The following is a 13016-nucleotide window of genomic DNA, read 5'->3' on the forward strand; positions in this document are numbered from 1 at the left end:
CTCATGGCCGGCGCCCCTGGCCATGGATCAGCAGGATCGAGAAATAGGGCGTGACGCTGGTCGCGTCGCTCAACCGGGTGACCCGCTGGCCGGGCATGGCCGCATGTTCGACCAGCCAGGCCGCGTCCTCGCGTCCCGCCGCCGCCACCGCGCGGCGCAGTTTGGGCAGGTTGCGCCCGATCTTCATCACCACCAGCGCATCGGTATCGCGGATGCGGCGCGCCAGTTCCTCCTCGGGCAGGGTCGCCATCGCGATGGTCAGCACATCATCGCCCCAGGTGATAGGAATGTCGGTCGCATTCCACGCCCCGGCCATACCGGTGATGCCCGGCACCACCGCCACCGGGACGATGCCCGTTAACCGGCCATGAAGATGCATGAACGAGCCGTAGAAGAACGGATCGCCTTCACACAACACGACTACGTCCTCGCCCGCCAGCGACAGCGCCAGCAGTCGCTGCGTGCATTCGGCATAGAAGGCGGAAAGGCAGTCGTTGTAGCGGGGATCGGACAACGGGATCTCGGTCGTTACCGGATATTCCATCGGAATTTCGATCACGTCGGCGTGGAGCATACCTTCGACAATCCGCCGCGCTTGCCCCGGCCGTCCGGCCTTGCGGAAATAGGCCACGTGGCGCGCCACGCGCACCAGCCGGTCGGCGCGCACGCTCAGCAGATCGACCGCGCCGGGACCAAGCCCGACACCGTGGATCGTTCCCGCAGGAATGGTTTCTGGCAGCATGTTCATTCGGCGCGGCTTGCCAAAGCGTTGATCGAGGCGACCGAGATCGCGCTGCCGCCCAGCCGCCCTTCGACAATGCAGCACGACACCGGCGGCGCCGCCCACAGCGCGGCCTTGGATTCGGCTGCGCCGACAAAGCCCACCGGACACCCGATGATGGCCGCAGGGCGCGGGCAATCGGGATCTTCCAGCATATTCAGCAAATGGAACAGCGCGGTTGGCGCATTCCCGATGACCACCACCGCGCCCGCCAGATGCGGTCGCCACAGTTCCAGCGCGGCGGCGGAACGGGTGTTGCCCATCGCCCGCGCCATGTCCGGTACTGGCGGCGCATTGAGCGTGCAGATGATCGGATTGTTGGCCGACAGGCGTGCGCGGGTGATCCCTTCGGACACCATCCGCGCATCGCACAGCACCGGCGCGCCAGCGGCCAGCGCAGCGCTGGCCGTTTGTGCAAAACCGGGCGAAAAGCGGATATGCGCCGCCAGTTCGACCATCCCGGCGGCGTGGATCATGCGGACCGCCACCGGCTCCTCATCGGCAGAAAAGGGCGCCAGATCGGCTTCGGCGCGGATCGTCGCGAAGGACTGGCGATAAATGGCCGCGCCATCGGTTTCATAGATATGGGGCATCAAACGGTTCCAAATTGGGCAAGAAGGTCGGCTGGGCCAAGCGCGGAGCGAACCGCTGGCCCTCCGGCGCGCGCGTTCAGGGAAAGATCGAACAGGCCATCGCGGCCCGTCAGCGTGACATCGGCGGAGCGCGGGCGGGCACAGCCCTTCGCACAGCCCGAAACATGCAGCCGTCCGGCGACATGCGGAGCAAGGCGACGGGCAAGATCGCGGGTTTCGACCGTCGCCTGCGGGCAGCAAGGCACGCCCGGGCAGGCATCGACATGCAGCAGCGGATCGGCCGGATCATCGATCAGGCCATCCACCTGCACGGCAGGCGCGCCTTCCACTACCAGCACCCGCCAAGGAGCGATCCGCACTGCTCTGGCTGACGATGCTTCCATCATCCCGGCCAGCACCCGCGCTTCCACGCGTCCGAACGGCAGGCCATGAGCCATGCCCAGCTCGTGCGGACCCGGCGCGATGCGAGCGGCCGACGGCGCGGGCAGAAGGTCGCCACAGGTCCATTCGGGCAGGGCAGCCGTGTGCCGGGCCATGCGCCCCGCATCGCCGCCGCCGCTTGCGACGAACCAGTGTGCCAGCGCGATCAGGGCGTCCACTTCCTTGCCCGCAGCAACCGCAACACCGGCAGGGCGTCCATCTGCCCGCAGGATCAGGCCACCATTCCCTCCGCGCTCGATGCGGAAATCACCCACCTCGCCCTGCAGGGCGCAGCCCCGACCAGCATCGATAACGAAGCCCATCTTGCCCGGCAGATCGGGCAACTCATTCAACCGGGTCAGCAACTCGCCCACAATGCGATGGCTGTCATCATCGGCGCGCCAATCCGGCGCGATCAGAATATTGCGTCGCTGTTCGATGACGGGGTCACCGTCCACCAGATCGAGCGTCAGCAAACGGTCGAGCAGCGCCTGCCAGCCGGTATCGCGCACCCCACGAAGCTGGAGATTGGCGCGGGCGGTGATGTCGATCAGGGCATTGCCATGCGCGATGGCGGCATCGCACAGGCCCAGCACTTGCGCGCGGGTCAGGCGGCCAAGCCGCGGCTTTGCCCGCATCAGCAACCCGTCGCCCGCGATCATCGGGTGCCACGCATCGGGGCACCAACCCCTCACCATAGGCCCGGTCATGTCCGGTCCTCATGGCTGGGCAGGCTGGCGAGGATGGAATTGCGCCGGGTCTGCCACAGCCCGGCGGCATGGAGCGCTGCAAAGCGGGCTTCCATCGCCGCCAGCGCGCCGGGATTCTCGCGCACAAGAAACGCGCGAACATCAGCTTGGCCCAGCGTCGCATCGTGATAGAGATCGAACAGATGCGGCGGCACGCTACCTGAAAGGTGCGCAAAGGCGCCCATATGATCCAGCGTCCCGGCCAGTTCCGCGCCCCCACGAAAGCCATGGCGCATCATGCCTGCAACCCAGCCGGGATGCGCAGCGCGGGCGCGGACCACGCGGGCGATCTCTTCGGTCAGGGTCCGCGCCGTCGGCTGTGCCGGGTTACGATTGTCGAGGTGGTAGAGCGCCGCCGAACCTCCCGCCCCACTCGTCCCACCCATCAGCGCCTTGGCAGCCGCAAACCCCGCCGCATGCGCGGCATAGTCCGCGGCCAGCAGCAGATCGGTTTCCGGCAAGTCCTGAAGATGAACAAAGGCGTCTGCCGCTTCGACGCGCCGACGCAGGCCCTCAGGATCGGGCGTGCCCCCGATCGCATCGGAGGTTGCGTCAAACGCATGATCCGATGCCGCCAGCCATGCCTCTCCGGCCGAGCGTCGCGCCGCATCGGTATAGACCTCGGCCGCATCGCCAAGGCCAAGGCCATAACTCCCCGGCGCCGGTCCATAGACTCGCGGGGCCGGCGCCTGGCCCGCAAACGGGTTCCAGTCCGCCGGTTCATCCCGCAAACAAAGCGCGCGTACCGCCTGGCCAAACAGCATGGGCAACGTCGGGAAGGCATCGCGGAATAGACCGGAAACCCGCAGGGTCCCGTCGATGCGGGGCCGGTCGAGCAGTGCCAGCGGCAGAATCTCAACGCCCGTCACCCGTTCGGATGTCATGTCCCACACCGGTTTTGCGCCCAGCAGGTGCAGCGCCATGGCGAATTCCTCGCCCGCCGTGCGCATCGTGGCCGATCCCCACAGATCGATCACCAGCCCGCGCGGATAATCGCCATGATCCTGCAAATGCCGCCGGATCAGTTCCTCGGCCAGTGTCACGCCTTGCGCATGGGCGGCGCGCGATGGCACCGCGCGAGGGTCTATCGCAAAGAGGTTGCGCCCGGTCGGCAGAACATCGCTGCGCCCGCGAAACGGGGAGCCGGAGGGACCGGGCGGAACGCGCCGTCCGTCCAGCGCCGTCAGCAATCCGGCCCGCTCGGCTGCGCCCTGATCTCCCCGCCCGAACACATGCAGCCCGTCACCGAACTGGCTGTCCTTTACATCGCAAACGAAGCGATCGATCCGGGTGATCGCCTCAACCAGCGTGGCCGCGCCATCAAGGCCCAGTTCCGCCTCCAGCCCCAGCACGCGCGCTTCGTCGCGGATGCTCGCTTGCAGGCGGTCGCGGCGGGCCGGGTCCAGCCCGTCAGCGTTGGAGAATTCATCCAGCAGCGCCTCGATCCGAGCCAGCCCCGCACCGCTTTCGCTTTGCACCAGTGGTGGCGGGACGTGCCCGATGGTGACGGCGCCAATGCGCCGCTTGGCCTGCGCGGCTTCGCCCGGATCGTTGACGATGAACGGGTAGATTACAGGCATCGCGCCGGTCAGCGTCTCGGGCCAGCAGGCGTCGGACAGCGCCACCGATTTGCCCGGCAGCCATTCCAGCGTGCCATGCGCGCCGATATTGACCAGCGCGTCGCTTCCCAGTGCGCGCAGCCATAGATAGAACGCGACATAGCCATGGCGCGGGCAGCGGGAAAGATCGTGATAGTCCCCGTCGCGATGTGCGCGCTCGCCCCGTTCCGGCTGCAAGGCGACCAGCGCGTTGCCGATGGACAGCGCGGCAAAACGGAACGCGCCATCAGCGACGGCCGCATCGGCTTCCGGTTCGCCCCACGCGGCGTAAAGCTGCGCGCGCAAGGCTTCGGGCAGTGTCGCCAACGCCTTGCGATACTCGACCAGCGGCCAGTGCTGATGTGTGCATTCAAGGAGCGCTGCCAGACCGGCCCGCGCGTCAGTGGCATATCCCGCCTCGGCCAGATCGGCCAGGGTCGCCTCGGCTGAGGCGAGCGCATCCAGCCCCACGGCGTGGGCCATCTGGTATGCCTTGCCGGGATAAGTCGACAGGACCAGCGCAACCCGCCGCTCGGCAACCGGCGTTTGCGCAAGTGCGATCCAGCCTGCCACGCGCGCAGTGATCGCCTCGATCCGGTCGGGATCGGCGCGGTGGACGGTGCGGGCAAAGGCCAGCGCGGGATCGAGCGCACCCGCTTCCTTGAAACTGGCGACGCCTGCAAACACCCGCCCGTCAATCTCGGGCAGCACCACATGCATGGCGAGGTCTGCCGGGGACAGCCCGCGCGAAGCTGCTGCCCAGCCGGCACGGCCCGACGTGGCCAGCGCCAGTTGGAACACGGGAACCCCCGCGCCATCGAGCGGGGTTTCGCCATCCTCACCGCGCGCGGAAAAGGCTGTGGCGTTGATGATCGCTGCCGGGCAAAGCCCGCGCACCCAGCGGTCCACCTGCTCACGCACCTGCGGGGCTTTCAGTGAGGGGACGAAGATCGACAACGCATCAAAACCACGCCGCTCGAACGCAGCATGGAGGGCGGCAAACGGATCCAGATCGTGCGCGGTCAGGTACGAGCGATAGAATATGATCAGGACCAGCGGCCGCTCAGCATGGCGCGCAAAGGCTTCGGGATCGATCACGCCCCGGACGGGATGCCAGCCTCCAGCCATCGGCAGCGGATCGCATGTCCGGGCGGGGGCATCGATCAGCCCCGCCAGCCGTGACAGTGCGGCAAGCGCCGCCTGCGCCGCTTCTGCGCCGCCCGCATCGCACCACAGCGCAAGTTCGCGCAACGCAGGCACGGGCATGGTCGATACCGCATCCAGCCGTGCGTCCTCAAAGCCGTCGCCGGGCAGCACCGCCAGCGCGATCCCGCGCGACCGGGCCAACGCCTCGACCTGTTGCAGCCCATAGCTCCAATAGGGCGTGCCGCCGATCAGCCGGATCAGAATCGCCTTGGCGCCCGGCAGCGTCCGCTCGACATACGTGTCGACCGACAGGGGGTGCATCAGCGCAGCCAGATTGGCGAGCCGCAGCGAAGGAAATGCAGCATTGCGCGCGCGGGCATGATGCCAGGCTGCCGCGAATGCGCCCAAGTCGCTGTCCGAAAAGGACAGGAACACCAAATCCGCAGGCTCCTGCCCCAGATCCTGCGGGACGGCGGTTTCCTCCATCCCGTGCGTTTCGCGGAAGATGACGTGCATGGCCCGCGCCTTACGCCAGCAGCACCGCGCGAATGACCCCTGGATCGACATGATCGTGCTCGGCAATGGCGACCAGCGTAGTGCAGCGCGGCTCGTCAGGCCGCCACGGGCGGTCGTACTGGTGGCGCACCCGCGCGCCTACCGCCTGCACCAGCAGCCGCATCGGCTTCCCCGCTACAGCGGCATAGCCCTTTACGCGCAGGATATCGTGATCGCGGGCCAGCGTTTCGATGCGCGCCACAAGCGCCGCCGGATCGGCGATCTCGCCCCATTCGACGACGGTGCTGTCAAAATCATCATGCTCGTGATCGTCCTCACCATCGTGGTGCGACGGGCGCGCGCCGATGTCGTCTTCTGCGGCGGCATCAAGCCCCAGGATGATACGCGGATCGACCACGCCTTCGGTCAATTCGATCACCGGCACCGCGCGGCCAATCTCGGCGGCGATGATCGCGCGTGCGGCGGCAACGCCTTCGGGGCCGGCCAGATCAACCTTGGTCAGCAGAATCATGTCGGCGCATGCCAACTGGTCCTCGAACACTTCGGACAGCGGCGTTTCGTGATCGATGTTCGGATCGGCGGCGCGTTGTGCATCAAGCGCGGCCATATCGGGCGCAAACCGCCCCGATGCCACCGCCTCGGCATCGGCCAGCGCCAGCACGCCGTCGACGGTGACGCGGCTACGGATCGCGGGCCAGTCAAACGCCTTGAGCAACGGCTTGGGCAACGCCAGACCCGATGTCTCGATCAGGATGTGATCCGGGCGCGGATCGAGCGCCAGCAGCTTTTCCACTGTAGGAATGAAATCATCCGCCACGGTGCAGCAGATGCAGCCATTAGCCAGCTCGACGATGTTTTCCGCCGGGCAATCAGGAATGGCGCAGGATTGCAGAATATCGCCATCCACACCCAGCGTGCCGAATTCGTTGACCACCACGGCCAGCCTGCGGCGTCCCGCATTGCGGATCAGGTGGCTGATGAGCGTGGTTTTCCCCGCGCCAAGAAAGCCCGTAATGATCGTGACCGGCACCTTTGACAGGTCGGACATAGTAACTTCTCCGCGCGCCAGAGCGAGACACGGCGGGGCTTGCCGGACAAGTCCGGTCGGAGCGCGACGACGGGCGGGCGCGACAAAGCACCCGTTACCACGCAACCCGTGCAGCCCCAGCCACACAGCTTCGTCGCTCAGACGGAGAGTTACCGTGCCGTGACCATCCCCTGGATCAGGCAAGAGCGACCGGTGCGCCGGCAGGTCTCCTGGCTCGCGGGTCACAGCTTGATGCACGCCTTCCCAGACTTGGCGCTTGCGCGCTGTCCAGTGGCCGCCCCTGAGTTCAGGAGCATGTGCATCGCGCTATCCGCTTACAGTTGCAGGGACAGCCACGGATTTGGGAGCAAGCTCCCGCACCGCATTCCCGATTAAGCCCCTCGCGGGGCACCGGCACGATCATCGAAGGGCGGGATACCCCGTTCCTTCGCCGAGCGCTCTAGACGAAATTGGAAGACAAGCCAATCGATGTTGTTGCTTCATCCTCTTCACGCCACTGCCTTATCTCGGCCGGGTTGGCGGCCAGCCGTTCGATCGCATCGCAGGGATAGGTCCAGAGCGATATCTCGGTTGTGTCTCGTTTGATTCTGGAGGTTCCCGATCTGGCCAAGCGGCCATCCTTGGCCCACCGTATCCGCTCGCGTGACGTGATACCGAGAATATCCTCGACCTGTCGTTGACTGACAGACTTGCACGCTATCCGGAAAAGCCGTTTCCGTATGGCATCAACGAGATCTTCCGCAGCTTGCCTTGAATCTGCATCAAAGACACAGCTTCTACTGGATTTGACGAATGTTCCGGCAGAACGCGCCATCAGCATCCGGATGGCCGCGTCACGCTCGCCGCAATGCACGCGAAGTCCGAGCGGCATACGGACGTCGAGATCAATAGAGACAGTGCAGGACTCGTCGTCGTGCCTGAGCAAGACGCAACGATCAACGCGGGACCGGTCAGGCAACGACCGAGACCTCGATTTCATCGAAACGCTTCCAGCGGTAGATCGCGAAACTTGCCAGCCAGCAGAACACGAAGAGACCGATGATGGCAAAGCCGAGGCCGTTGAAATTTTCGCCCAGTTCAGCGGCGATCCGCCATGGCGTACCGGTAAGGCTCAGCTTGTCGCCGATCAGTGCCAGCGTTTCGATTCCACCAATGACAATCGCCACGATGGCCGAGATCAGCGTGATGGTAATGTTGTAGTAGAGTTTGCGGATCGGCTTCACGAAGGCCCATTCATAAGCCCCCAGCATCACCACGCCGTCCGCCGTATCGATCAGCGCCATGCCGGCCGCGAACAGCGCAGGCAGGACCAGAATTGTCCCGATCGACAGGCCATTGGCAGCCTGACTGGCCGACATGCCCAGAATGGCGACTTCGGTTGCGGTATCGAACCCAAGCCCGAACAGAAACCCCAGCGGGGCCATATGCCAGCTTTTGTTCACGAGGCGGAACATCGGCCGGAACATTCTGGAAAGCAGACCGCGCCCACCCAATAGCAGATCAAGATCTTCCTCGGCATAGCTACCGCCTGCACGAACATGCGCAAAGGTCCGCCAGACAGAGCGCAGGATGACCAGGTTCATGCCGGCGATCGTGAACAGGAAAAGCGCAGAAATCACGGTTGCAATCACACCGCCGATTTCCTTGAAGGTGCCGAACTGCGACAGCGCGCTGGCCGTCATCGCAATGATAATCGATGCTATGGCAATGATCCCGGAATGCCCGATCGCGAACCAGAATCCGACCGAGACCGGGCGCTGCCCGTCCTGCATCAGCTTGCGGGTCACATTGTCGATGGACGCAATATGATCGGCATCAACCGCGTGACGCAGGCCCAGCCCCCAGGCAAGCACGGCGGTGCCGAGCATCAACGGCTGTGCATGAAACAGGCTGAATGCCCAGACCCAGACGCCAATGTTGGCGGCGATCAATCCGGCAAACAAGGCGCCAATTCGTCGGCGCAGAGACAGGGACGGCAGTGTCTTCGTGAGGGGCATGATTGGCTCGGCGATTGAGGAATGAACAAACGAAGGACGGTGCCGCAGACGTGCTGCAGCGCCGCCGATCAAGGGATTTCGCTAGAAGTTGACCTTTGCGCCAATCCTCACGGTTCGAGGTTCGACCACGCGGCTCAACCGGCCTTCCACCGGAGCACCTGCATCGAAGGCGGGGATGTAGGACTCGTAATAATAGGCGATGTCCTTGTCCCGGCTGAAGATGTTCAGCACTTCTCCAAATATCTCGACCTTCTTGCCTTTCCACGCGGCCCGGGCATTTATGACGCTGCTGCCCCGATCCCGGACACTGTTATCCTCGACAAGCGGAGAAGGTCCAAGGTAGCGCACCCGAATGCTGGCTTCCCAAGGATCAAGAATGATGGCGGCACCGGCTGAAGCCGCGTTCTCAAATGCATTGGGGATGTGATCGCCATTGTCGAAGCGCGCATGGCTGGCGGTATAGTTTCCATCAAGCGCAAGCCACAGGAACGGCCGCCAGAAGGCGACGATTTCATAGCCATGACGTCCACTGGCACCCGACGGTTCAACAGCATTGGAATCGCCAATGAAACGTAGTTCGCTGCCGACATGCAGCCACCAGTAAGTCGCGGTTAACGTGACCCCGGAGAATTGAATGCGTCCTCCCAGTTCCTTGCCGATGCCGCGAACCAGAACGGGAACAGGCGTGTCCGTGTTGACCGCACCTCGAACGTCGTTGGAATGGAATCCACCGCCCCAGTTGGCGTAAAGTTCAAGATGCGGCGTAACCTGATAGGCGATTGATGCCTTGGAAGAGAGAATCGACGCTGAGCCACTGCCTTCGCCCAGCGACGCCGCAACAGCATCTCGTGCACGCACGGAATAGTGATAATAGTCCCCGCGAAGACCACCTGTCACACGCAGTCCAGCCAAGGGCTTCCAAGCGACTTCGCCGTAGAGCGCGGAAGACAATTCCCCGACTCGATAGTGCCCGAGAGATTCAAGAAATGCGCGGGCAGCGGTTCGATCGACACCAACATCCCCGACGGCGTCGTATCTGTTTTCGGTGCCAAGGCTCACAGCCAGACTGTCAGCGATTTTCCAATGTTTTTGTGCGGATAGCCCGAGGACCCAACGCCAGTCGAACTGCTTGATCTGCGCGCTTGTGCCATCCGGATCGGTGTAAGTGGGGTTCGAGAACATCGACCAGTCGTAAAACTGGGCATAGACATTGGCGCGCCAGGTAGGCTCCTTGACCGCGATGTTAGCCAGCAGGCGCGTCGTCTCACCCCGCGCGGAAGGATCTGGAGAGCAGAACACATCCGCACACAACGCCTTGCCGATAATGCGCTCGGGGATTTGCTCGGTTGGGTGCCATGTTGCCCGGTAAGCTTGGAGCGACGCCTCCAATGTGCCCGCACCGGACGGCTTGCTATATTTCGCGAACCCCGAGAAATGGCGCAGACGTTCAGGTTCCTGCCATGGTCCGTCATAGGTCTTGGCCTGGGCGACAAGTGTGAGGTCGCCGGCGCCCAGATCGTGCAATGTTCCGCCTGCTGCAACGCGGCGCCAACCATAGGAACCCGTCTCGGCCGATGCCCATGGCCGGTCGTAACCCTTGATGGTCGTCATATAGGCTGCTCCCGCCAGAGCGAAATCACCGCCGTCGGCGTGATAGGTCCCTTTACGAAAATCTTCCCGGCCAACGATCTCCGGAATGAGGCCATTGAGGTCGAGATAGCCATGGCCATGTCCGTGGGTACGAAAGTTCATCTGCACATCATCGATATAGGTGCTGAAGTCAGACCCATGGTCGAGGTTGAAACCGCGCAGGAAATACTGGTTGGCTTTGCCGCTCCCCGAATGCTGGGTGGCAACCAGCCCGGGCACCGCTTCCAGCAGTTCAGCCACGCGGAGCAGTGGCCGCACAAGGAGATCGGCCCCGCGAACGCTTCCTTCGCTCGCTGATTTGGCGGTGCCGATCATGGCCTCACCTCGACCGAAAACCACAATGTCCTTGCCTGCCACGACGACACTCACGCTTGTGTGCGTTTCGATGTCACAGGTTTCGGCAAATGCCGACGTACCGATACAGAGCAGTGCAAGAGCGCTGCTGGTAGTAATGGTCTTGATCACGAAATAGTCCCCCGGCGTCTTGCGACGTGGCCGGGGCAATCCCGCGCGAACGGGCGACACGCGCGGCTGCCGGACGCCATGGGTGGCCGACGCACGTCTCCGATGCGGCCCCAGCCGCTCGTTCGTCGCTCAGACGGAGTTCACCGTGCCGCAGCCATCCTCTGGACCAAGGCAAGAGCGACCAGACGCCGGCAGGTCTCCTGGCTCACGGGTCACAGCTTGATGCACGCCTTCCCAGACCTCGCATGATTTAGCGTCCGGCCCAGTGGCTGCCCCTTCCAAGAGGAGCGATGTACATCGCGCTATCCGCTTACAGTTGCAGAGACAGCCGCGGATTTGGAAGCAAGCTTCCGCACCGCATTCCCGATTAAGCCCCTTTCGGGGGCACCGGCGCGATCAATGAAAGCCGGACTTGTCCGCCTTTCATTCGCTCGCCTAACTGAAGTGATCGGAAAAGCCAATGACGCTTGGAGCAGGGATTGAATCAACGATTACTGCACCCCACGCTACCATTGCCATTGACACGGCCAGAGCGCGCCAACCGCGCGCACTCGATTTGAATGGCGGGTTTTCCCTGAATCTGTCGTTGGCCATCGGACTCCTGTACGACCGGAAGTGGGTCGGCAGTTGCCTTTTTGGTCACAATTCTTGGCTTAGCTATAATTTCAGCAATCTCGGCGCCAGCAACATTTTGCAAGACTGAGGCCATTGCAAAGCTGAGCATTCCACAGCATGATAAGGTCCGTGGCGGGCAGGCCCTGTTGTGGGTGTCCCAAGTGAAACAAATGCCGTTAGCCGTCGAACAGCGACGGCCCTTGCCGGTTATAATTCTGTATCTGCGAGATGCCGATCCGCAGGGCAAAAGCTCGTCGAGCAGCGACGAACTGATCCCGAACTATCTTGCAATCTGCTGTAATCGGATTCACGATGGAAATCGGTAGCCGTCAACAGCGACAGAAGTTCCCCCGGCCTGATGAGCCGGTGCTCAACCTTGCCTCCTGCGGCAGCGGCCCCAATCCGCGTCTGGTCAAGCTGGTTCGCCTGCTTGCCCGTCGTGCCGCGCGGAAGGCGTATCTGGAGATGCTGGAGGAGCGCCGCACGACCCGCTCCTGAGACGAGGAGTTCCGTTCCGTGAAGGTTGCTTTATACGCTCGCTATTCTTCCGACAATCAACGTGACGCCTCCATTGCCGACCAGTTGCGCATCTGTCGCCTGCATGCCGAAAAGCAGGGCTGGCAGATTGTCGAGGAATATACCGATCATGCCGTTTCCGGCGCTTCACTGCTGCGGCCGGGCATTCAGGCGCTGATCGCAGACGCCAGTCGCGGACGCTTCAACTTCGTGCTGGCCGAGGCCATGGATCGGCTGTCGCGCGATCAGGAGGATATTGCCGGGCTGTTCAAGCGGATGGCCTATGGCGACGTGAAGATGGTCACCCTGTCAGAAGGCGAGATCACCCATCTGCATATCGGCCTCAAAGGTACGATGAACGCCCTGTTTCTCAAGGATCTCGCCGACAAAACGCGCCGTGGTTTGCGCGGCCGGGTCGAGAAAGGCAAGTCGGGCGGTGGTAACAGCTATGGCTATGACGTCGTCAAACGGCTCGATGCCAACGGCGAACTGATCCGGGGCGACCGCTCCATCAATGACGCACAGGCAAGCGTGATCCAGCGCATCTTTCGCGACTATGTCGCTGGCAAATCGGCCAAACGGATAGCAACCGAGCTGAACAAAGAGGGTATCGAGGCACCGACCGGCGGCACCTGGGGCTTTAGTACCATCAATGGCAATCCCAAGCGCGGCACCGGCATCCTCAACAATGAGCTCTATATCGGCAAGCTGATCTGGAATCGGCAACGCTTCATCAAGGATCCCAATACCGGCAAACGGCAAGCCCGGCCCAACCCAGAATCCGAATGGATCATTCATGACGTGCCCGAACTGCGCCTGATCGATGATGCTCTCTGGCAGCATGCCAAGGAACGGCAAAAATCCTGCCAGGTGGATCAATTAAATCCAGCAGTGGACTGGCGTGCCGCGCGACAATCAGGAT

Annotated in this window: 11 protein-coding genes and 2 riboswitches; of the genes, 3 read left to right on the top strand and 8 right to left on the bottom strand. The window is 63.2% G+C overall.

Translation table 11 applies throughout. The features are described from left to right. Window position 1: 1 nt before the first annotated feature. The 8 genes from cobI to EBBID32_RS12945 all read right to left on the bottom strand — a co-directional run bounded on the left by cobI (window position 2) and on the right by EBBID32_RS12945 (window position 10963). Window positions 2-748: a precorrin-2 C(20)-methyltransferase gene (cobI, locus tag EBBID32_RS12910; RefSeq protein WP_006958248.1), complete on the bottom strand. Its 747-nt coding sequence runs from the start codon at window positions 746-748 to the stop codon at window positions 2-4. After that, a complete protein-coding gene (locus EBBID32_RS12915; RefSeq protein ID WP_006958251.1) occupies window positions 745-1374 on the bottom strand; it encodes a precorrin-8X methylmutase in 630 nt (209 codons plus the stop codon). The genes cobI and EBBID32_RS12915 overlap by 4 nt, the downstream gene beginning before the upstream one ends. Further along, complete coding sequence (locus EBBID32_RS12920) at window positions 1374-2504, bottom strand: cobalamin biosynthesis protein CobG (protein ID WP_037490580.1); 1131 nt, start codon at window positions 2502-2504, stop codon at window positions 1374-1376. The genes EBBID32_RS12915 and EBBID32_RS12920 overlap by 1 nt, the downstream gene beginning before the upstream one ends. Continuing rightward, window positions 2501-5803, bottom strand: a complete 3303-nt coding sequence (gene cobN / locus EBBID32_RS12925) for a cobaltochelatase subunit CobN (protein WP_006958254.1) — start codon at window positions 5801-5803, stop codon at window positions 2501-2503. Before cobN ends, EBBID32_RS12920 begins: the two co-directional genes overlap by 4 nt. Window positions 5804-5813: 10 nt before the next feature. Beyond that, on the bottom strand, window positions 5814-6851 hold the full coding sequence (gene cobW / locus EBBID32_RS12930) for a cobalamin biosynthesis protein CobW (RefSeq protein ID WP_006958256.1): 1038 nt from the start codon (window positions 6849-6851) through the stop codon (window positions 5814-5816). A 182-nt stretch (window positions 6852-7033) separates the two neighbouring features. Then, window positions 7034-7261: riboswitch (cobalamin riboswitch) on the bottom strand. A gap of 29 nt (window positions 7262-7290) precedes the next feature. Further along, a complete protein-coding gene (locus EBBID32_RS24135) occupies window positions 7291-7776 on the bottom strand; it encodes a hypothetical protein (protein WP_231382192.1) in 486 nt (161 codons plus the stop codon). Window positions 7777-7801: 25 nt separating this feature from the next. Further along, window positions 7802-8848, bottom strand: coding sequence for a HoxN/HupN/NixA family nickel/cobalt transporter (locus tag EBBID32_RS12940; protein WP_051093347.1), 1047 nt, complete (start codon window positions 8846-8848; stop codon window positions 7802-7804). 81 nt (window positions 8849-8929) lie between these two features. After that, window positions 8930-10963 (bottom strand): TonB-dependent receptor, encoded by a 2034-nt coding sequence (locus EBBID32_RS12945; protein ID WP_156022558.1) that lies wholly within the window; start codon window positions 10961-10963, stop codon window positions 8930-8932. A 173-nt stretch (window positions 10964-11136) separates the two neighbouring features. After that, window positions 11137-11370, bottom strand: a riboswitch (cobalamin riboswitch). Between the two features lie 53 nt (window positions 11371-11423). Here EBBID32_RS12945 and EBBID32_RS24140 point away from each other — a divergent pair. The 3 genes from EBBID32_RS24140 to EBBID32_RS12955 form a co-directional block, all read left to right on the top strand. Then, a complete protein-coding gene (locus EBBID32_RS24140) occupies window positions 11424-11666 on the top strand; it encodes a hypothetical protein (RefSeq protein WP_156022559.1) in 243 nt (80 codons plus the stop codon). Between the two features lie 224 nt (window positions 11667-11890). Further along, a complete protein-coding gene (locus EBBID32_RS12950; protein WP_037490585.1) occupies window positions 11891-12076 on the top strand; it encodes a hypothetical protein in 186 nt (61 codons plus the stop codon). Window positions 12077-12094: 18 nt separating this feature from the next. Beyond that, the coding region (locus EBBID32_RS12955; protein WP_196805649.1) for a recombinase family protein at window positions 12095-13016 on the top strand (922 nt) is incomplete at its 3' end.

The sequence above is a fragment of the Sphingobium indicum BiD32 genome (assembly GCF_000382885.1).
Lineage (GTDB): Bacteria > Pseudomonadota > Alphaproteobacteria > Sphingomonadales > Sphingomonadaceae > Sphingobium > Sphingobium japonicum_C.

Bases quoted from the DNA above. Each gene is read 5' to 3' on its own strand.
- cobI (WP_006958248.1), bottom strand. From the start codon at position 748: ATGAACATGCTGCCAGAAACCATTCCTGCGGGAACGATCCACGGTGTC.
- EBBID32_RS12915 (WP_006958251.1), bottom strand. From the start codon at position 1,374: ATGCCCCATATCTATGAAACCGATGGCGCGGCCATTTATCGCCAGTCC.
- EBBID32_RS12920 (WP_037490580.1), bottom strand. From the start codon at position 2,504: ATGACCGGGCCTATGGTGAGGGGTTGGTGCCCCGATGCGTGGCACCCG.
- cobN (WP_006958254.1), bottom strand. From the start codon at position 5,803: ATGCACGTCATCTTCCGCGAAACGCACGGGATGGAGGAAACCGCCGTC.
- cobW (WP_006958256.1), bottom strand. From the start codon at position 6,851: ATGTCCGACCTGTCAAAGGTGCCGGTCACGATCATTACGGGCTTTCTT.
- EBBID32_RS12940 (WP_051093347.1), bottom strand. From the start codon at position 8,848: ATGCCCCTCACGAAGACACTGCCGTCCCTGTCTCTGCGCCGACGAATT.
- EBBID32_RS24140 (WP_156022559.1), top strand. From the start codon at position 11,424: ATGACGCTTGGAGCAGGGATTGAATCAACGATTACTGCACCCCACGCT.
- EBBID32_RS12950 (WP_037490585.1), top strand. From the start codon at position 11,891: ATGGAAATCGGTAGCCGTCAACAGCGACAGAAGTTCCCCCGGCCTGAT.